General features: G+C 69.5%; 17 protein-coding genes. 6 read left to right on the forward strand and 11 right to left on the reverse strand.

The window, feature by feature from the left end; genetic code table 11:
- Positions 1–301 precede the first annotated feature (301 nt).
- Positions 302–1,027, forward strand: coding sequence for a lysophospholipid acyltransferase family protein (locus tag JZ791_RS22765; RefSeq protein ID WP_216897220.1), 726 nt, complete (start codon positions 302–304; stop codon positions 1,025–1,027).
- 30 nt (positions 1,028–1,057) lie between these two features.
- On the opposite strand, the gene JZ791_RS22770 is transcribed toward JZ791_RS22765, so the two are convergent.
- Positions 1,058–1,552, reverse strand: coding sequence for a polyadenylate-specific 3'-exoribonuclease AS (locus tag JZ791_RS22770; RefSeq protein ID WP_216897246.1), 495 nt, complete (start codon positions 1,550–1,552; stop codon positions 1,058–1,060).
- 198 nt (positions 1,553–1,750) lie between these two features.
- Here JZ791_RS22770 and JZ791_RS22775 point away from each other — a divergent pair, with 198 nt between their 5' ends.
- Together JZ791_RS22775 and JZ791_RS22780 are read left to right on the forward strand one after the other, a co-directional pair.
- The gene (locus JZ791_RS22775; protein WP_216897221.1) at positions 1,751–3,136 is read left to right on the forward strand and encodes a class II 3-deoxy-7-phosphoheptulonate synthase; all 1,386 of its coding nucleotides are present in this window, start codon (positions 1,751–1,753) and stop codon (positions 3,134–3,136) included.
- A gap of 46 nt (positions 3,137–3,182) precedes the next feature.
- Entirely contained in the window at positions 3,183–3,482 is a 300-nt protein-coding gene (locus tag JZ791_RS22780) for a hypothetical protein (RefSeq protein WP_216897222.1), read from the forward strand.
- A gap of 315 nt (positions 3,483–3,797) precedes the next feature.
- Here the strand turns inward: JZ791_RS22780 and pknB are convergent, their stop codons facing one another.
- Positions 3,798–5,753, reverse strand: a complete 1,956-nt coding sequence (pknB, locus tag JZ791_RS22785) for a Stk1 family PASTA domain-containing Ser/Thr kinase (RefSeq protein WP_216897247.1) — start codon at positions 5,751–5,753, stop codon at positions 3,798–3,800.
- Positions 5,754–5,992: 239 nt separating this feature from the next.
- Here pknB and JZ791_RS22790 point away from each other — a divergent pair, with 239 nt between their 5' ends.
- Positions 5,993–6,361, forward strand: a complete 369-nt coding sequence (locus tag JZ791_RS22790) for an Rv2175c family DNA-binding protein (protein ID WP_216897223.1) — start codon at positions 5,993–5,995, stop codon at positions 6,359–6,361.
- 11 nt (positions 6,362–6,372) lie between these two features.
- Here JZ791_RS22790 and JZ791_RS22795 read toward each other — a convergent pair whose 3' ends face one another.
- The 4 genes from JZ791_RS22795 to JZ791_RS45195 all read right to left on the reverse strand — a co-directional run bounded on the left by JZ791_RS22795 (position 6,373) and on the right by JZ791_RS45195 (position 12,023).
- Positions 6,373–7,428, reverse strand: coding sequence for a phytoene/squalene synthase family protein (locus JZ791_RS22795; RefSeq protein WP_216897224.1), 1,056 nt, complete (start codon positions 7,426–7,428; stop codon positions 6,373–6,375).
- Positions 7,425–9,116 (reverse strand): alpha-(1->6)-mannopyranosyltransferase A, encoded by a 1,692-nt coding sequence (locus JZ791_RS22800; RefSeq protein WP_254206142.1) that lies wholly within the window; start codon positions 9,114–9,116, stop codon positions 7,425–7,427. Before JZ791_RS22800 ends, JZ791_RS22795 begins: the two co-directional genes overlap by 4 nt.
- A 187-nt stretch (positions 9,117–9,303) precedes the next feature.
- Positions 9,304–10,953, reverse strand: a complete 1,650-nt coding sequence (gene crtI / locus JZ791_RS22805; protein WP_308163043.1) for a phytoene desaturase family protein — start codon at positions 10,951–10,953, stop codon at positions 9,304–9,306.
- Entirely contained in the window at positions 10,950–12,023 is a 1,074-nt protein-coding gene (locus JZ791_RS45195; RefSeq protein WP_254206143.1) for a polyprenyl synthetase family protein, read from the reverse strand. Before JZ791_RS45195 ends, crtI begins: the two co-directional genes overlap by 4 nt.
- A gap of 267 nt (positions 12,024–12,290) precedes the next feature.
- On the opposite strand from JZ791_RS45195, the gene JZ791_RS22810 reads away from it, so the two are divergent.
- Positions 12,291–13,259, forward strand: a complete 969-nt coding sequence (locus JZ791_RS22810) for a methylenetetrahydrofolate reductase (protein ID WP_438804557.1) — start codon at positions 12,291–12,293, stop codon at positions 13,257–13,259.
- Positions 13,260–13,298: 39 nt separating this feature from the next.
- On the opposite strand, the gene JZ791_RS22815 is transcribed toward JZ791_RS22810, so the two are convergent.
- The 5 genes from JZ791_RS22815 to JZ791_RS22835 all read right to left on the reverse strand — a co-directional run bounded on the left by JZ791_RS22815 (position 13,299) and on the right by JZ791_RS22835 (position 18,684).
- Positions 13,299–14,555, reverse strand: a complete 1,257-nt coding sequence (locus JZ791_RS22815; protein ID WP_216897227.1) for a glycosyltransferase family 2 protein — start codon at positions 14,553–14,555, stop codon at positions 13,299–13,301.
- Positions 14,556–14,756: 201 nt separating this feature from the next.
- On the reverse strand, positions 14,757–15,470 hold the full coding sequence (locus tag JZ791_RS22820; RefSeq protein ID WP_438804555.1) for an LppM family (lipo)protein: 714 nt from the start codon (positions 15,468–15,470) through the stop codon (positions 14,757–14,759).
- A gap of 67 nt (positions 15,471–15,537) precedes the next feature.
- Complete coding sequence (locus tag JZ791_RS22825; protein ID WP_216897250.1) at positions 15,538–16,323, reverse strand: carotenoid biosynthesis protein; 786 nt, start codon at positions 16,321–16,323, stop codon at positions 15,538–15,540.
- Positions 16,324–16,438: 115 nt separating this feature from the next.
- Positions 16,439–18,022: a phytoene desaturase family protein gene (locus JZ791_RS22830; RefSeq protein WP_216897228.1), complete on the reverse strand. Its 1,584-nt coding sequence runs from the start codon at positions 18,020–18,022 to the stop codon at positions 16,439–16,441.
- Positions 18,019–18,684: a GNAT family N-acetyltransferase gene (locus tag JZ791_RS22835; protein ID WP_216897229.1), complete on the reverse strand. Its 666-nt coding sequence runs from the start codon at positions 18,682–18,684 to the stop codon at positions 18,019–18,021. The genes JZ791_RS22830 and JZ791_RS22835 overlap by 4 nt, the downstream gene beginning before the upstream one ends.
- 187 nt (positions 18,685–18,871) lie before the next feature.
- Between JZ791_RS22835 and JZ791_RS22840 the strand changes: the two genes are divergently transcribed.
- Complete coding sequence (locus JZ791_RS22840; RefSeq protein WP_216897230.1) at positions 18,872–19,303, forward strand: SAV_6107 family HEPN domain-containing protein; 432 nt, start codon at positions 18,872–18,874, stop codon at positions 19,301–19,303.
- Positions 19,304–19,415: the final 112 nt, after the last annotated feature.

The following is a 19,415-nucleotide window of genomic DNA, read 5'->3' on the forward strand; positions in this document are numbered from 1 at the left end:
CGGCATCCACCTCCCGCGACAAGGCGTCGGCCGGGCGGGGCCGGGCATCGAACGGGAAGGCCGAGGCATCGTCGGCCCAGGGTGGGAAACCGGTCGCCCGTGGTCGCAAAACGGCCGGTGCCGTACGGAAATCGGGCACGGACGGCGCACATCGTTGACGGTGAGGTAAGGGTGTCGTGAAATCACCGTGCTGGCTTGGTCGTGGCTCGTCGGCGGCGGTAGAGTCGGCATCGGATGATGGTTCCCGCGACGATGCTGGTTCCGGCCGGTCCTGGCAAAACACATTGGGTGAAAGGACACAATGTTCTACTGGCTGTTGAAGTACGTGTTCCCGGGGCCGTTCATGCACCTGTTCAACCGGCCGACGGCCGAGGGTGTGGAGAACATTCCGGCAGACGGGCCGGTCATCCTCGCGGGTAATCACCTGTCGTTCACCGACTGGTTGTTCACCCCCCTGATGAGTCCGCGCCGCATCACCTATCTGGCCAAGGCCGAATACTTCACCACTCCCGGTCTCAAAGGCCGCCTGCAGAAGTGGTTCTTCGCCGGCGCCGGCCAGTACCCGATCGACCGCAGCGGAGCCGACGCCGCGGAGAGCGCGCTGAACACCGCGCGCACACTGCTGGACGCGGGTCGCGTCGTCGGCCTGTATCCCGAAGGCACCCGCTCGCCCGACGGCCGCCTGTACAAGGGCAAGACAGGCGTCGCGCGCTTGGCGCTGGAGACGGGCGTCCCGGTGATCCCGGTCGCGCTGATCGGCACCGACGAGGTCTGCCCGCCCGGTCCGTTCCGCTGGCGCCTGCGCAAGGTGACGGTCAAGTTCGGCAAGCCGATCGACTTCTCCCGCTACGAGGGCATGGGCGGTAACCGTTTCGTCGAGCGCGCGGTCACCGACGAGATCATGTACGCGCTGATGCGGATGTCCGAGCGAGAGTACGTGGATGTGTACGCGCAGAGCCTGAAGAAGGGCGTCCCGTCCGGGAGCCGCAGCGATGCCGACCGCGTCCCGGAGTCGGTCGCCAGCTAGACGACCGGTCCCGAGGCGGAATCCGTTCGGTCACATCCGGCGGGCGGTCTCGATCGCCTCGAATTTGGCCAGGTTGTGCCGGGCGTCGGCGAGGGCGTCGTGGGCGTCGGGCGGGATCGGCGGCAGGGCCGGGCGGCCCGCCATTTCCCAGTGCTGGCGCAGCTCGTTGGTGTAGCGGGGCATGTTCGTGGGCAGATCGACCATCGAACCCCACAGCTGGCACAGCGCTACATGGTCGTACGCGCCGACCCAGGCCCACAGTTCCGGCTCCACGCCCGGGCGCGGGATCACGAACCGGTACAGCTCGTCGCGGATCTGGCGGCGGGTGCGCCACAGGGCGGAGGAGGGCGGCGGCAGCTTCGGCAGGACATTGCGGCGCACCCACGGGCCCGCCCTGTCCGGGTCGAATTCGCTGGAGACCGCATAATATTCGCGCCCATCCTCGCAGACCACGCCGATCGAGATCAGGTCGATCGTCACCCCGTCCTCGATGAATTCCGAGTCGTAAAAATAGCGAAGCGGGATCGGTCTCTCCTGACTTCTCGTTCTATGGACGTGGGCACGGTGCCCGTCCGTCGGTAGAGGTTACGGTCCCCGTGGGAGCGAAGCGGAGGCAACCTTACCTTCGGTCGACACGCGTTCGTGCCGCCCCATCGCCATCGGTGGAGGTATAGGGGGCACTCCGGGTTCGCGCGTGTCGGTGTGGCTCTTTATTCTTATCTGGTGAACTGGACCGTCGACGTACCGATCGATCGCCTGCCGGAGCTGCCTCCGCTGCCCACGGAGCTGCGCCGTCGGCTCGACGAGGCGCTCGCGCGCCCCGCGATGCAGCAACCATCGTGGGATCCGGCCGTGGCCGCGGATATGCGCACGGTCCTGGAGAGCGTGCCACCGATTTGCGTGCCCGCCGAGGTCGAGGAGCTACGCGGTCGGCTGGCCGAGGTGGCGTGCGGCGAGGCGTTCCTGTTGCAGGGCGGCGACTGCGCCGAGACCTTCGCCGACAACACCGAACCGCACATTCGCGGCAACATCCGCACCCTGTTGCAGATGGCGGTGGTGCTCACCTACGGCGCCAGCCTGCCGGTGGTGAAGGTGGGCCGCATCGCCGGGCAGTACGCCAAGCCGCGCTCGGCCGACACCGACGCCATGGGCCTGCGGTCCTACCGCGGCGACATGATCAACTCCCTGGTCGCCGATCCCGCACTGCGTGAGCACGATCCGTCCCGGCTGGTGCGCGCCTACGCCAACGCCAGCGCGGCGATGAACCTGGTGCGCGCGCTGACCGGCGCGGGCATGGCCGATCTGCACAAGGTGCACGACTGGAACCGCGACTTCGTCGCGCAGTCGCCCGCCGGCGCCCGCTACGAGCAGCTGGCCGAGGAGATCGACCGGGGTCTGCGTTTCATGACGGCCTGCCGGGTGCAGGATCCGAGCCTGCAGGCGGCCAAGATCTACGCCAGCCACGAGGCGCTGGTGCTGGACTACGAGCGGGCCATGCTGCGCCTGTCGCAGAGCGACTCCGGCGATCCGAAGCTCTACAACCTGTCCGCGCACTTCCTGTGGATCGGTGAGCGCACCCGCCAGCTCGAGGGCGCGCACATCGCGTTCGCGGAGCTGCTGGCCAACCCGATCGGGCTCAAGATCGGCCCCGGCACCACGCCCGACCAGGCGGTGGCGTACGTCGAGCGGCTCGATCCGAACAACGAGCCCGGCCGGTTGACGCTGGTGGCGCGGATGGGCAACCACAAGGTGCGCGAGGTGCTGCCGCCGATCATCGAGAAGGTGCAGGCCACCGGCCATCGAGTGATCTGGCAGTGCGATCCGATGCACGGCAACACCCACGAGTCCTCGACCGGGTACAAGACCCGTCACTTCGACCGCATCGTCGATGAGGTGCAGGGCTTCTTCGAGGTGCACCGCGCGCTGGGCACCCACCCGGGCGGTCTGCACATCGAGCTGACAGGAGAGGACGTCACCGAATGCCTCGGCGGCGCCCAGGACATTTCCGATCTGGACCTCCAGGGCCGCTACGAGACAGCGTGCGATCCGCGCCTGAATACCCAGCAGTCCCTGGAACTGGCCTTCCTCGTCGCGGAAATGCTGCGCTGATCTTGGAGGAGTCGAACTCAGCGCGGCGGGCGGACAGAGGCGAGCGATGAATCTCGTCTTTCGTCTGCCTGGGATGCTGCGGGTGGACCCCGCCGACCGGACGATCCTGCGCATGCTGATCGACCGGGACCACGAGGGCATCCCGTCGGAGGTGGTGCTGCGCGACGGTAGCCGCCTGCTGATCTTCAACATCGCCTGGGGCTACGACCCGACAACGGTGGCGCCGCAGGTGACGACGAATATCAGCCCGAGCATCGGCGGTGCGCCGGTGGACGTGTTCACCACCGACTCGGTGGTCGCGATCAACGATCCGGAAACCGGCACCCCCCTGCTGATGGTCGCTTGACATACAGCTAATCCGCTACCCGAAACCCGAACAGCCCTCCACCGCGCTATCTCAACAGAACCACTGCGGTCAAGACGGCGGCAAGCTGCCGGGTACGCCCACAATCGGATTGGCACCCGTCCGCCACCACGCATATGCAGCCCGCGACGGCTCTTTGCTTGCGCTGTATCGCGGAGAGGCGGGGAGAACCACTGCGGTCAGGACGGCGGCAAGCTGCCGGGTACGCCCACAATCGGATCGGCACCCATCCGCCACCACGCATACGCAGCCCGCGACGGCTCTCTGCCTGCGCTGAATCGCGGAGAGGCGGAACAGCTAGAACGGTAGGACCGTCAGTCTGATCACGCTTCCCGGTTGGACGTTGGCGCCGCCGGACGGCGACTGTACGCGAACCGTGCCCTGCTCGGAGCTGAAGACTCGGTCCACCTTGACCTTGAAGCCTTGGCTTTCCAGGTCGGCGCGGGCGTCGAGGGCGGACTTACCTGTCTCGTCGGGTACCTGCACCGCGTTCGAGACATACAGGGTGACCGAGGTGCCGGACAGCACCGAGGTGCCCGAGGGCGGGTCGGTGTTGATGACCTGGTCGGTCTGGTAGTGGGCGTCGAACTGGGATCGGGTGTCCTGCACCGTGATGCCCATGCTTTGCAGCGCCGCCTTGGCGTCGCCGGAGCTCTTGCCGCTCAGATCCGGCAGGGTGACCTGCACGGATCCCTTGCTGCGGAACACCTTCACCTGCGCGTTCGCCGGCAGCGCGGTGCCCGGGGACGGTTCGAGTGCCGCCACACTGCCTTCGGGCGCCGTACTCGGCTTCTCGCCGCTGTCGACCGGGATCAGCCCGGCGTCGCGGATCGCCTGATCGACCGTTTGCACATTCTGACCCGGCTGGAACTGCGGGACTCGCGGTTTACCGCTCGACACGAGCACCGCCACCGTGGACCCCTTGAGCTCCCGGGCTCCGGCGTCCGGATCGGTGCCCACCACACCGCCGACGGGGATCGTGTCCGAGGCCTTCTTGCGGATGGTGGCGGCGAATCCGGCCTTCTGCAGTTCGGTGGTCGCGGTGGTGGTGTCCATTCCGGCGATTGCCGGAACGGCCGAGTAGCGTTCGACACCCAGATACCAGCCGCCCACGCCGAGGATCAGCGCGAGTGCGACCACGATCGATGCCCAGATCAACACCCGGCGGCGGGATCGAGACCGGTTGTCGTACTCGTAGTCCGGGTAGTAGGTCTCCGGCGCGACCGGCTCCGCGTATCCGGGTGGTTCGGAGCGCGACCGGGCGGTGGTGAGCACCCTGGTGTGGGGCGATCCGGCGACCTGCCGGGTGGGTGGGTCCGCGGCCAAGCGGGTGGTCGCGTCCGCGACGACCCGGGTCGCGCCCGTGGCGGGCGCCACCGCCCGGAACCGGGCCGAGGCGTGTTCGGCCGAATTCTTCGGCGCGGGCACTCGGTAGGCGGGTAGATCCAGTTCCCGGGCGATGCGCCGCAGATCCGCGGCCATCTCGGCGGCATCGGCGTACCGGTGGGCGGGCTCGCGGGCGGTGGCCCGGGCGACCAGTGCGTCGAATTCCGGCGGCACGCCCTCGATGAGCGCACCGGGGCTCGGCACATCCTTCTCCACCCGCTGATAGGCGATCGACAGCGAGGTGTCGCCGGTGAACGGCGTACGACCGGTGAGCATCTCGAAGATCAGCAGACCGAAGGAGTAGACGTCGCTGCGGGCGTCGGCGTTGCCGTCGGTGACCTGTTCGGGCGACAGGTACGCCGCTGTGCCCAGGATCACGCTCGCGGAGGTCATATTCGACCCGGCGACCGCGCGGACCAAGCCGAAGTCGGCGATCTTCACCTCGCCGGCATCGGAGATCAGCACATTCTCGGGCTTGACGTCCCGGTGCACCAGCCCGGCGTGGTGTGCGACCCCGATCGCCGCCAGGACCGGCTCGGCGACCGCGGCGACCGCGTGCGGCGGCATCGGGCCGCGCTCGCGCAGCAGCTCGCGCAGTGTGCCGCCCACGACCAGTTCCATGATCAGGAACGGATGATCCCCGTCGATGCCCTGGTCGTACACCGCGACCAGGGAAGGGTGCTTGAGCTTAGCGACCGCGCGGGCCTCGAACTCGAAACGAGTCAGGAACTGAGGGTCACCGGCGAACTTCTGATCCATCACCTTGATCGCGACCGGGCGGTCCAGGCGGGTGTCCACCCCCCGGAACACCATCGACATCCCGCCGCGCGCGATCGGTGCATCGATGCGGTAGCGCCCGTCCAGCATCTGACCGATCACTGCATTCCTCCGACGTTCACAAAGCTCTCACCTCTTACGACGGCGCCGATCCGCGGCGCACGCGCGGTAATGGGCCTCGCCGCCCCTGTGGCGGCACCCCCGATCGTATAGGCGCGAGCCGACAGGGTGTCCCATGACGTTCGGCACGGCGGTCTTATCACACGTTCGCATTCTCCGCAGGGCACCGGGAACTCCCCATGTCGGAGCGACCGGCTACCGTATGCGTCGTGAGTGCATTTCCATGCAGCGACGACGTCCTGCCGGAGTCGGTGACCCTGATCCCGCTACCCGATGTGGCCGATCAGCTGGGTCTCGCGATCAGCAGGGTGCATCAGCTGCTGCGCGACCATCAGATCATCGCCGTCCGCCGCGACGGCTTCACCGGGGTCCCCAAGGATTTCTTCGATCCCACCGGGGCCGTCGCCAAACACGTGCCGGGCTTGATCACCGTGATGCGCGACGCGAAGTACAGCAACGAGGAGATCCTGCGGTGGATCTACCTGAACGACGAGACCCTGCCGGGCCGTCCCATCGACGCCATCCACGGCCCGCTCGCCCGCGAGGTGCTCCGCCGCGCCGCCGCCGACCCGTTCTGACCCCGCGTGGGTCAGCGTTCGGCCCGGGACGTGGCGAGGTGGGTGGCTGCGACCAGTAGGCGGCGGTGGCGGGGGACTACTGCGCGGCGGGCGAAGATTTCGTAGTCGGCGTGTTCGATCTCGTCGAGGATTTCGGCGTATAGGGACGCGGCTGTTCGGATCGCGGGGCGTACGCGTGGTTGTAGCAGGTCGATGCCTGGTGCGGCGATGCGGTAGAGGTCGCGGTTGATTGCGATCAGGTGGGCCAGGGCGCGGCGTAGGCGGGGGTCGGTGCGGGTGGTGTGGTGGCAATGTCGCAGGAGGTCTTCGTCGACGCCGAAGGCGGCGAATTCTGCGGTTGGCAGGTAGATGCGGTCGCGGTCGAGGTCCTCGCCGACGTCGCGCAGGAAGTTGGTCAGTTGGAAGGCCTCGCCGAGTGCGGCGGCGGCCGGTTCGGCCTCGTGCACCGGGACCACCGCGCCCAGCACCGGCAGCATCTGCAGGCCGATCGCGGCGGCGGAGCCGCGCATGTAGCCGCGCAGCTCCGACATGGTGCGGTAGCGGTTGCGGAACAGTGCGCTGCCTGGCACATCCATGCGCATCGCGTCCAGGAAGACCCAGAAGTGTTGTGGTGCGATGCGGTACCGGGTGATCGTATCGGCGACCGCGGCGAGCACCGGATCCGTCGGACCGCCGGGAACCGGACGGTCGAGCAGCCCGCGCAGCCGTTCCTCGATGCGGTTCAGTGCTCGCGCCGCGTCGGGAAGTCCCGTGTCGTCGTGCGTCGCGCTGTCCGTTGAAACGTCCGGTCCCACACCGTGATCGACGATGTCGTCCACCGTACCGTGATCGACCGTACCGTGGTCGACGATGTCATCGACCGTGCGGGCGAACGCGTACAGCGCGTGCACGGCGGGTCGGCGCTCCGGCGACATCAGCCGGGTCGCCAAGAAGTAGGTGCGTCCGTGTGCCGCGGCGATCCGGCGGCACTGCCGATATGCGTCGGCAAGCTCCCCGCGCCCGATCTCGGCAGACGCGGACCTCTCGCCCGCCGACCGTGCCGACGAGGGGGAGTCGACGAGGGTCATCGTGTCGCGGGGCCCGCACCGGCGGCATCGATGGCCGTCTGCCCGTTACCGACCGGACCTCCGGCCGCGGATATCCCGGATTCGACCACCGACGCCACGAAACCGCGGTTCTTGCGCCCGGCTCCCGGTGGCCGGTTCGGATCCGCGCGCAAGCGCAGCGGGTCGACCTTGACCAGCGACACCGCCGCCAGCACCGCGACCAGGATCGCCACCGACACGTGCCAGAAGTTGTACAGACCGATCGCACCGCCCGGCTCGAACACCAGCATCAGCCACGTACACAGCCCGACCAGCCACTGGAGCGTGCCGGTGGACAGCGCGAAGCCGGCGGCCAGCGCCAGCGGCCACGAGTAGTACCAGGGCAGTGCGGCCGGGGACAGGATCACGATCGCGACCAGGGCGATCACGATGCCCAGCACGGCCTGCTTCTCGGTGAGCTTGAACCGCCACCACGTCCAGACCAGCACCACCACCAGCGCGATACCGCAGAGCATGCGCGTCCAGGTCAGCACCGAATCCAGCTGCCACGGCGTGAACCAGGTGACGATGTGCGCCATGATCGTCGGCAGCGAGAGCCAGTTGATGATCTTCTTGGACCCGGACAGCGCGGTCAGCCAGCCGATGCCCACGCCGGCTACGGCCGTCGCCGCGGCGAACACCGCCGCGAATACCGCGACGCCGAGCCCGCCGATCTTGGCGAATGTCCAGATCGGATGCGGTAGCGGCCCCTCGTTCTGGGCCGCCCTGCGTTCTCGCTCGTGGATCATCCAGATCCACACCAGGAACGGCAGCGCCACGCCCGCGGTGGCCTTGATCGCGACGCCGATCGCGATCACCACGATGCCCCAGACGTGCTGACGCTCCAGCACCAGCGCGATGCCCGCGGCCATCAGGCCGACCATCAGCATCTCGTTGTGCACCCCGCCGATCAGGTGGATCAGCACCAGCGGGTTGAGCATCGCCAGCCACAGCGCGACCGTCGGCTTACCGCCGAGGTGCTTGGTCAGGTGCGGGACCGCCCACAGCACCAGCGCCAGGCCCGGCAGCATCACCAGGCGCATGGCCCAGGTGCCCGCCACCACGTTGTCCCCGGTGACGGCGGTGATCCACTTGCCGAGCAGCAGGAACAGCGGGCCGTACGGTGCGGTGGTGTTGGTCCAGACCGGGCTCACGTTGTCCAGCAGGATGCCCGGGTTGGCGACCGGACCCACCTTGTACGGGTCGAATCCGTCGCGCAGCAGCGCGCCCTGGGCCAGGTAGGAGTAGACGTCCTGGCTGAACATCGGCACGGCGAACAGCAGCGGGACGACCCACATGACCACGATGGTGCGCAGTTCGTTGAGCGTTATGGTGCTGTGCTGTGCGTCGCGCCCGATGGTGATGCGACCGAGCCGGACCCACGCCCAGATCATCGCAAGCACGCCCACCCAGACGACCATCGTCGCCAGCGCGTAGCCGTGCCCGAAGCGCAGCCACGACAGGTGCGCGGACTCCAGGAGCGGGTCGCTGCGCCGGGTCGCACCCGCGCCCATGCCGCCCACGGTGATCATGACTGAACCCCAGAAGCCCAGTATGGCCGCGTGGCCCTCGGGGCTACGGAAGAAATCTGCCGAAAGTCGCGTCCAGCGCGGGCGCGTCACAGCCGGAACCGCCGTGGCCCCGATCTCGGGAGCCTCGGTGGTAGCCATGGGTACCGCGGTGGCGGTAGACGGTTCGGGGGTCGGCATAGAGGTTGTCGTTCCCCCCAGCAATCCGGTGCGGTCGAAACCGCGGTCAATAGGTCGCGGGCCAGTGTAGTAGTCCACCGGGAAGACTAGCGCGTCGGTTCGCCAGGTTCACACCGCGGCGTGCCGAAATTGATCCGGCGGGCATCGGTCAGTGTCGGGCGGCGTCGGCGACGACCCCGGAATCGTGCGGTAATCGTGCCGAATCCGCCGGCGCCGGGCCGGTGATCCGCTGTGCGGCCAGCTTTCCCGACAGCAGCGTGGTCGGCACGCCGACGCCCGGAGTGGTGCCGCAACCGGCGAGCACCACGTTGGCGGCGACGCGGGGCAGATTACGGGTGCGGAAGGGGCCGGTCTGGCGGAACAGATGCGCCGCGGAGAACGGACTGCCCGCGATCATGCCCCGGTCGGCCCAGGTCCGCGGCGTGTCCAGATGGTCGACGCGGAAATGCTCGGCGATGCCGCGATAGCCGCGCCGCTCGAGCACCGTCAGCACCTCGCGCAGGTAGGACGGTCCCAGGCGGGGCCAATCCAGTGGCGCGGCAACCAGATTCGGGCACGGCGCCAGGACGGACAGCGGCTCGCAGCGCAGGGCGCGGTCGATGAACAGGCCGGGGTCGCTCAGTGCGGGGCGGGTCAGCAGCAGCGAGGGGTCGCTCATCAACCGGCCGCGTCCGGGCCGGGCGACGATCTCGGTGAAGGTGCTGTCCCAGGCGTGGCCGAAGTCGATGGTGTGATGCGCCTGGACCGGCCAGCGCGCGGCGATGTCGGCGGGAATGGTGCCGTGGGCCACCACGGCCGAGGGAGCGGCGCGCAGCGGGCGGCGGCGCCGGATCCCGAATCGTTCCAGGGAGCCCAGGTCGGCGGTCAGGACCACCGCATCGCAGTCGTACGCCCTGGTGCGTGAGTCCGGGCTCGTCGTCCGGTCGGTGTCGTCCGCCACGGCTGGGCCGCCGCTCGCGCGGTCGCCGACGGCTCGGGCCCGAATGCGCCGCGCGCGACCGTCGCGGTAGTCGATACCGGTCGCCTCCACGCCCAGCTCCAGCCGCCCTCCGGCCGCGACGAACGCCTCGGCCAGGGCCGCGGTGACCGCGCGCATACCGCCCTCGGGGAAATACACGCCGAGGCCGGTATCCATGTACGGGATCGCGCCGTATACGGCCAAGGCCTCGGCGGGGGCCATTCCGGCGTACAGGGCCTGGAAGGTGAACAGCCGCGCGAGCCGCTCGTCCCGCAGGATCCGGCCCACCCGCGGCCCGAGCCGCCCGAACGCACCCAGGCGGGCCAGTTCGGTCAGTCCCGCGCGTTTCTCCGGGATCGTGACCATATCCAGCGGGGAGTCGAAGTTGGCGTCCATGAACTGGCCGTATGCCGCGCCGTAGACGCGGGCCAGCCACTCGCGCAGTCGCCGGTAGCGGGGCGCCTCGTCCGGGCCGCAGGCGCGGGCGACCTCGGCCGCCATCTCGTCGGGATCGGAGTAGACCGCGATCGTCGAGGAGTCGGCGAACCGCGCCCGATACGCCGGGGCGAGGCGGTGGATACGCAGCCCCCGCGCCCGCGCGCTGTCGCCGACCGCGCCCAGCGTCTCCTCGATCAGCCCGGGCAGGGTGAGAACCGTTGCTCCGGAATCGATCTCGTAATCGGCCCCGCGATACACCCCGACCCGGCCGCCGGGATGGTCGGCGCGCTCGAGCACCGTCACCTCCCGGCCCGCGCCGGTCAGGTACAGCGCCGCGGACAATCCGGCCAGGCCCGCGCCGACCACGACCACACGATCGGTGTTCCCCGGGACTGTTTTCACGCGACGCGCTTGGTGGCGGCCAGGGCCATGGCCTCGAGGCGCTCCTTGGCGGCAGGGGTGGCCGAGCTGGCGGCCAGTGCGGCCAGGCCCTGATCGGTGAGGTCGGCGATGCGGCGCTCGACGTCGTCGACCGCGCCCAGGTCGGTGATCACCGCACGTAGTCGGGTGACTTCCTCGGCGGAGACGTCGGTGCCCAGGCTCGAGCGCAGCAGCGCCGCCGCGGCCGGGTCGGTGCGATCGGCGCGGCGCAGCGCCTCCGCGATCAGGACGGTGCGCTTGCCCTCGCGCAGATCGTCCCCGGACGGTTTGCCGGTGACCTCGGGATCGCCGAAGACCCCGAGCAGATCGTCGCGCAGCTGGAAGGCCAGGCCGATATCGGTGCCGAAGGCGCCGTACGCCTCGATCAGCGCCGGATCGGCGTCGGCCAGGGCCGCGCCCAGATGCAGCGGCCGCTCGATCGTGTACGCGGCGGTCTTGTACCGGTTGATCCGCATGGCCGATTCGACCGAATCGTCGGCGCCGGCCTCGCCGTGGATATCCAGCAGTTGCCCGCCCAGCACCTCGGTGCGCATGGCCGCCCAGACAGGGGTGAAGCGGGCGCGCGCGGCCGGCTGCAGGCGCGCGGAGGCGACCATGTCGTCGGCCCAGGCCAGCGCCAGATCGCCGATCAGGATGCCGACGCTGATGCCGAAATGCCCCGCGTCGCCGCTCCATCCGCGCGCGCGGTGGCGGCGTTCGAAGTCCACGTGCACGGTCGGGAAGCCGCGCCGGGTGCGCGAGGAGTCGATGATGTCATCGTGGATCAGCGCGCACGCCTGCACCAGTTCCAGCGCCGCGCAGGCCTGCAGTACCGCCGGGGCCTGCGGCCCGTCCGGATCGCCGCCCGCGCCCAGCCAGCCTGTCCAGGCGAAGGCCGGGCGGGTGCGCTTGCCGCCGCGCAGTACGAAATCCCGCAGCGTCTCGGTCGCGTCCAGGTAGGCAGGTCCGAGCGCGGCGACGGATTCACGCTGGGTGGTGAAGTACCGGTTCAGCGCCTCGGCGACGGCGCCGACCAACCACGCGGTGTCCATGTACGCCCCCACGCCCCGGTCATCCGTGGCCGGGTTCGGTCGCGTCGAGATATCTGCTCCGGCCGACAACGGAACCTCCCAGAGAGTGATTCACCGCGACAGCTCGGTTGTGAAACGCTGACGCTCAGGGTTCGGACGCGCGGGCGTCTCGGATGGGAACGATACTGTGTCTGATTTCGCGCCCGGACGGTGCCCACCTGGGCCGTCACCATTCCCAATTACACTGGGTCGGTGAGTTTCGACAACGTACCGGGAGCCGAGAAGACATTGCGCCCTGGCCGACCCCGGACGCCGCAGGTTTCCGGAACTCCATCCGTCGTGGGGAGGTTGGCGCCGCGATCAGACGGGACCGTGCCGTTCTCGGTGGAATTCAATCCGCCGAAGGATATGGCCGCCGAGGCGCGGCTGTGGCGCGCGGCACGCGAATTCGAGCGCATGCATCCGGCATTCGTCTCGATGACCTACGGGGCCGGGGGTTCCACCCGTGACCGCACGGCGCGGGTGACCGGGCAGCTGGCCCGGGAGACCACGCTGCTGACCGTGGCGCATCTCACAGCGGTCGGGCACAGCGTGGCCGAGCTGCGCTCGATCATGGGCGTGTACGCCGATTCCGGGATTCGCAATCTGCTCGTGCTGCGCGGCGATCCGCCCGGCGATCCGCTGGGGCAGTGGCACAAACATCCCGAGGGGCTCGAATACGCCGAGGAACTCGTGCGCATGGTTCGTGATCTCGGCGACTTCCACGTCGGGGTGGCCTCGTTCCCACAGGGGCACCACCGCTCACCGGACCTCGACCACGACACCCGCCAGCTGTGCGCGAAACTGCGTGCGGGTGCGGAATATTCGATCACCCAGATGTTCTTCGACGTGGACGACTATCTGCGGCTGCGGGATCGGGTGGTGCGATGCGATCCGGCGCAGGGCGCCAAGCCGATCATCCCCGAACTGATGCCGATCACCTCGCTGCGGACGGTGCAGCGCGCGGAGGAGCTGTCCGGCCGCGCACTGCCCGCACCGCTGCTGGCGCGACTCGAGCGCGCGGCGGGCAACGATCCGGAGGCCAACCGCGACGCGGTGCGCGAGGTCGGTATCGAGATCGCCACCGAGATCGGTCAGCGCCTGATTGCCGAGGGTGCGCCATGTCTGCATTTCATCACCTTGAACTTCGCCAAGGCGACCACCGAGGTGCTGGTGAACCTCGGGTACAGCTTGGCGTCGGCGGCGGTCCAGGTATAGGCGTCACCGCGGTGCGCTGAACTCAGGATCGCAGCACTGTCATTTCCGTATGGTGTCGGCGGAAATCCACACGGCGGGCGCGGCGGAGGCCGATCCGGCGGCGATGGCGCGTCCCTTCCAGCTCAGCCGCCCCGCCCGATGTCTGCGATGCGATCGGTACGACAGGCGCAGGTAGGCGGCCACCGAGACCGGATGGGCAAGGGCCGCCGCCACATCCGCCGGTGCGAGGCCGCCGCCGGACTCCAGCGACCGGGCGGCTAGGCGGCCGGTGACGGCGCAGGCGTAGCCGAGCAGGCCGATCCGCCGGGTGGCGCCGCGTCCGAGCAGCGCCGCCAGCGGAGGGACCCAGTACCCGAGCACCGCGACCGTCCCGACGGCCGCGCTGCCGGTCGCCGATCCGTACGCCGACCACAGCCAACGGGTGTAGCCGGTATCGAGTTCGGTTGCCCCCCGGTACATGCGCGTACTCGCGATGCGCCCGGCCGCGACCAGCACGGTGCGTTGCCCGGCGCGTCGCAGGGCGCGCGCGAGTGCCAGGTCCTCTGTCATCGCTCCGGCCACCGCGGTGTGCCCGCCCACCGCGCGGTAGGCCGCCGCATCGAAGGTCAGGAACTGCCCGCACGACACCGCGGTGGCCGCGCGCAGGCTGCGGCCGGCCATCCGCATCGGCAGCGTCGAGGCCCACGACCAGCACAGCAGCGGCTGAACCACCGCCTCGGTCAGGGTCCCGGCACGCTGACGCGGCCATGGTGACACCAGACCCGCACCGGTACGGCGCAATTCGCCCACCGCGGCGGCGAGCGCGCCCGCCCCGATCCGCACATCGGCGTCCAGGAAGATCAGTACTCCGTTCGGGGTGTCGTCGGAACCTGTTGCTGTGGTGGCGATCTCGGCCAGGCGGGCGCAGGCGGCGGATTTCCCGGTCCAGCCCGGTCGGGGGTCGGCGCCGGTCGAGATCACGGTGAAGCGGTCGTCGTCACCGATCGCCTCGACGGCCGCGGTGTACGTGCTGTCGGTGGATCCGTCGTCCAGGATCAGTACCCGCAGGCGCGAAATCCCGTGCTGTCCGCGCAGGTCCGCGATGAGGCCGGGCAGTCTGCGCTCCTCGTCGCGGGCCGGGATGCACACCGTCACCGGTTCGATCACCGGTGGCCCCAGCACCCCGAGCTGCCGGGTACTGACACGGTTCAGCACGGCCAGCGCGCACCCGCTCGCCGCGATCGCCGTCCCCGTCTTCACCACCACCGGAGTCACCAGTCGTGCGGCCGTCGCGGATCTCCTGAACGCTGTTCTCATACGCACCCTGTCCCTCGCATACACACTCCGTCCTCGCGGATGACCCGCGATCGCGCCGCCTCGGGATCGCGGCCGAATGCCCAAGGCACACTCCTACGTTCGGACATACCAGCCGGGCGGTCGTTCGGCCAATCGACATCCACCGGCAAGGACACCTGACAGGCGATCGACAGGAACATCTGAGCGCACAAGGACGTTGGTTCAGCCCCTCCCACGCTGGTCGGGCACCATGGGATTGCGTGCCATATAGGCGATCACGGCGACGAGCGCGGCGACGGCGAGGGTGATACCCCCTACGATCCCCGCCCAGCCCGCGAAGGAGCGGGTGTTGGGATCGGCGTAGCTCGCCTCGGCGTGCACCGTGCTCGAATCCCCGGCCGGAAGCTTCCACGACACCACCGAATCACCGTCGCGAGTGCCGTTGGTGGTGGCCACCCGCGCCGGGAACGCGACGGTGAGCTGAATGTCCGAGCCCTGTGGCGGAACCGATTTCAGGTCGGCGCGGCCGTTGAGCGTGACCAGATCGCCGGTGCGCACGAACTGCAGGCTGAACATGCCCTGTGTCTGGTCGGACAGCATGCCGAGCTGGCCCACCTCACCGAAGGTGAGATCGTCGAAATAGACCTGGCTGCCGACGTAGCCGTCCTGGGTGTACTGCTCCACGCGCACCTTGGTGGCCAGTGTCGGCGGGACCTTGAGCTGCGGGCCCTTGTCCTTGGCGTTGGCGGGCACCACCGCCACCACGATGCGTCCCGAGACTCGGTCGTTCGAGGACACCCCCATCGATACCTGCACCCGCAGGCATCCCGCCAGCAGTGGCATCAACATCGCCAGCAGTAACACCGCCGACCAGGCGCGGCGGCGGGTCGAAGTCGTTGTGACGTCGGGTTTCGGTGGTGTCGGACTCGGCTGCACGGCTCACATCGTGCCATGACACGCCGACTGCTTCGGAACGCGACGGGCTGCGGGTCGGCGTGGCGTCTCATCTGCGCACTGTCGCCGAGATGCCGTGGCGGGTCCTGACCAGCGTCCACAGCAGCGGAATTCCGACAATCCCCAGTCCGAGGAATCCGTACCCGGCCGAGGCGGGCAAACCCAGGAATACCGCGTGGGCCAGGGCCGAACCCAGCCACGTCCACAGCAGGACGAGCACGGGGACCGTCGGGCTGGCGGCGGGCCGCGCGAGGACGCGGTCGAGCAGCGTCAGCAGCGCGGCCATGAGCAACGCCACGGCGAACCAGCCGAGATAGTTGGTGTACGGGATATCCGTGCCCGGCGGCCCGGGCCGCGGCGCGCACCAACTCCACTGTCCCGCGGCGACCATCTGTGGATCCAGGAACAGATCCCAGCCGACCGCTCCCAGCGCTGTCAGCGGAATCCGCAGGCGGGAACGGGAACACACGAGTCCGGCCGCGATCCACACCGGATACAGTCCGCCGGTCCAGGCGAGCGGCACCAGAAGTGGCACGTCCGCGAGTTCCGGTCCGAGCCGGTGCGCGTAGTGATAGCAGCCGAAAGGGAATCCCGTTGCGGTACCCACGATCTCGGCGACCAACCCGATACCCGACACGATCACCAGCAGCCCGGCCGCGTAGCGCGGCCCGCGGGTCACCCAGGCGTGTGCGAGCGCCGTCAGCGCGGACAGCACGACGATCGCGGCGATCACGCCGTCTCGTGCCGATCCGGCAGTCAGCGGATAGGTGATCTGGGCGAGGATCAGCAACGCCGCGGCGACCGCCGGTACGGCCGCACCGGCCGACCACGTCAGCAGGCTCGCGACCTCACCTCGCCGGCGTTCGGCTCCGTCGGCTCCCCGGACGCTGTGCCGATGGTTCGCTCCGCTCACGCCGGTGTCCCGGCGATCTCCGGTTCCCTCCTGCGGCTCATCGCTTTCCGAGCCGGTGGCTCAGCGCGGTCAGCCGAGGTCGGCGCAGGTCTCGTAGCGCCACCTGGGCCGCGCTGCGACCACTGGCCCCGGATACGCCGCCGCCCGGATGGGTGGACGCGCCGGTCAGGTACAGGCCCGGTGCGCCCGGCACCCGATGCCCGGACAGCTCCGGCAGCGGCCGCCAGAAGAACATCTGATCCAGCGACATCTCCACGTGCATCACATTGCCGCCGATCAACCCGAGCTCGCGTTCCAGATCGGCCGGGGTCTGCACGAACCGGTCCAGTACGGTGTCGGCGAAACCCGGTGCGGCGGCGTCGAGTTCGGCGATGATTCGATCGCCCTCGCGCTCGGCGTGCGCGGCCCACTCGCTGCCGTCGGCCAGGTGCCGTGGGTGCCATTGCGCCCACAGCGAGAGCTGGTGCTGCCCGGGCGGCGCGATCGTCGGGTCCAGGGCACTGAAGCTCATCGCCAGCACGACCGGCCGCGGCGGCAGCTCCCCGGCCAGCGCGGCGCCGTGGGCCAGCCGCAGTTGACGACGGTCGGTCGCGAGAAACTGCAGTCCGCGCGCCGATTCGGCCGCCGCGGCGCCCGGGTAGCGGGGCAGTGCGCTGGTGGCCGCCCGCACCACCATGCCGATCCCCGGACCGACTCGGATCCGCCGCCGCCAGTCGTCGAGCACGCCGTCGTCGAATCCGCCGTGCCGCAACAGGTCCAGCGTGGTCAGAATATGTGTGCCCGAGATCACGGTGGGTGCGAACAGATTTCGGCCCGATGCCGTGCGCACGCGCCAGCCCGCGCCCTCGCGGCGTATACCGGTCACCGCGTCGCCGGACGTGACCACCCCGCCGTCCGATCGCAGCCGCCGCACCAGAGCCGTTGTCAGCGCACCACTTCCGCCGACCGCACGGCCCGGCGGCAGCGTATGCATGAGCGCGGCGAATCCGGCCATCGGCGCGGTGCCCGGCTCCGACATCGGCGGACCCGACTGCGCGCCGAACCAGGCCAGCGCCGCCTTCAGCGGCTCATCGTCGAAATAGCTGTCCAGCAGGGCATCTCCGGACTGCAGGAACTCCCGGGACAACGCGCCGCCCCCCGCCCCGGCATCCAGACCCCAGAACGCGCGCAGCAGCCGACCGGGTCCGGGCGGGCCGCCGAACGCGCGCATCACCCGTCGCGTGCGCGGACCCCACACTCGCACGAACCGCCGGTAGGCCTGCGCGTCCCGCTCGCCGCAGGCCGCCGCGACGGCCGCGCAGGTGCGGTCGAGGTCGCGGCGGAAAACGATCGGCGGACGGTCCGTGTGTTGTGGTGCGGGCGCGAAACCCCAGGGATCGCAATCGATATAGCGCAGACCGAAGCGCTCGAGCTCCAACTCCTCGAGGATTCCGGTGTGCCGGATCATGATGTGCGCCGAGGATCCGCGGTCGACCAGATGTCCGGGGAACCGCGGCACCGTGGAGACCGCACCGCCGAGCACCTCGTCGCGTTCGAGCACCTCGACCGCCTCGCCCGCGCGAGCCAGATAGCACCCGGCGACCAGCGCGTTGTGGCCGGAACCGACGATCAGGATCGTCACGTCCGGGGCGCCTGCGGGGGTGTCGGCAGCGCGGCGGCCGATCCCGGCAGCGACAGCGGAAGCCGGCGGCCCAGGACCGCGAAGTTCCGGGTGTCGCCGGAGAAGACGAAATTACGCACCACGTCGGTGAATCCCTGCCGCCGGTACAGTCGCCAGGCCCGGTTGTCCTCGTACGACACCTCCGGCGTGGACAGCAGTGTCGCCCGCTCCGGCCGGTGCTGCAGCAGCCGAACCAGCAGCGTCTCGCCCAGTCCCTGGCCCTGCGCGCCGGGATGGACGTGTAGTTCGGTGAGTTCGAAGTAGTCCGAGAGCACCTCGCGCGCGGAGTACTCGGCCCAGCCGGAGCGGCGCATACCGCTGTGCACCTGCTGATGCCACCACTGGTGCGGCGCGCCGTGATAGCCGTAGCCGATGCCGACGATGGGCGCGCTGCGCAGGTCGAATCGCCCGTTGTCGTCCGGGATCACCGCGGCCACGGCCTGCCAGCCGGGACGGGAGATGTGTTCGGCCCACATCGGGGCGCGGTGGTGTTCGGTGCCGCGGGGGTAGTCCATCGCCGCGACGTACACGGCCAGGGCGTCGTGTAGGCGGACTCGCAGGGCGGCGGCCGAGAGGTCGACGACGACGGGTGCGGGGGCGGGGTGAAGTCTGACGGCAGTCATATCCGGTCGGCGTGGCTCTCGTTCGGCCCGGGGCGCTCGGCATGGACCTCTCGGCCGCGAGCGCCGAAACTTGTCGGTGGTCGTCTCTATATTCACACTTAATTGAAACGTTCGAATATCTGTTCGGTTCGTGTGGTCGTCGAAGTGCGGCGCGGGATCGGGATATCGACGCTATGGAGGTGCCGTGATGGCTGGTCGGATCGAGCATCCGGGGCGGGCCGGTGGGCTGCTGGACCGCGCCGAGGCGATGCTGTTGGAAGCGAGCGGGGATCCGGATCCGCGCGAGCGCCTGCGCGCCGCGTATCTGGCGGCGCTGCGGGGTGCGGGCGCTGTGCTCGCGCTCACCGGCGCCGACCGCGCGCCGCGGGCCCGCTCGCGCAATGCCTGGGTGCTGATGCAGCAGGCCGCGCCCGAATTCGTGATGTGGTCGGATTATTTCAGCTCCTTCTCGGAGACACGCGCGGCGATCGAGGCCGGACTGGATCGTCCGGTCGACGCGCGCCAGGCCGACGAGTTCGTTTCGCGGGTGGCCGCATTCCTTCACGATGTGGCGGATTCGATCGACGCGGCGGGCAGAATGCGGCCGATCACGGGGTGGCTCGCCGACGGCTCGGAGTGAACATCGGCGAGTAGGTGGTACCGCGCTGATCGAACTCGTATCATTGGTGGCAGGTAGCCGCCAAGGTCGGCTACTAGTCGTCTACCCGGAGGCGACCACCACGCCCTAGTGC

It is taken from the genome of Nocardia alni (genome assembly GCF_019038435.1).
Classification (GTDB): Bacteria; Actinomycetota; Actinomycetes; order Mycobacteriales; family Mycobacteriaceae; genus Nocardia; species Nocardia alni.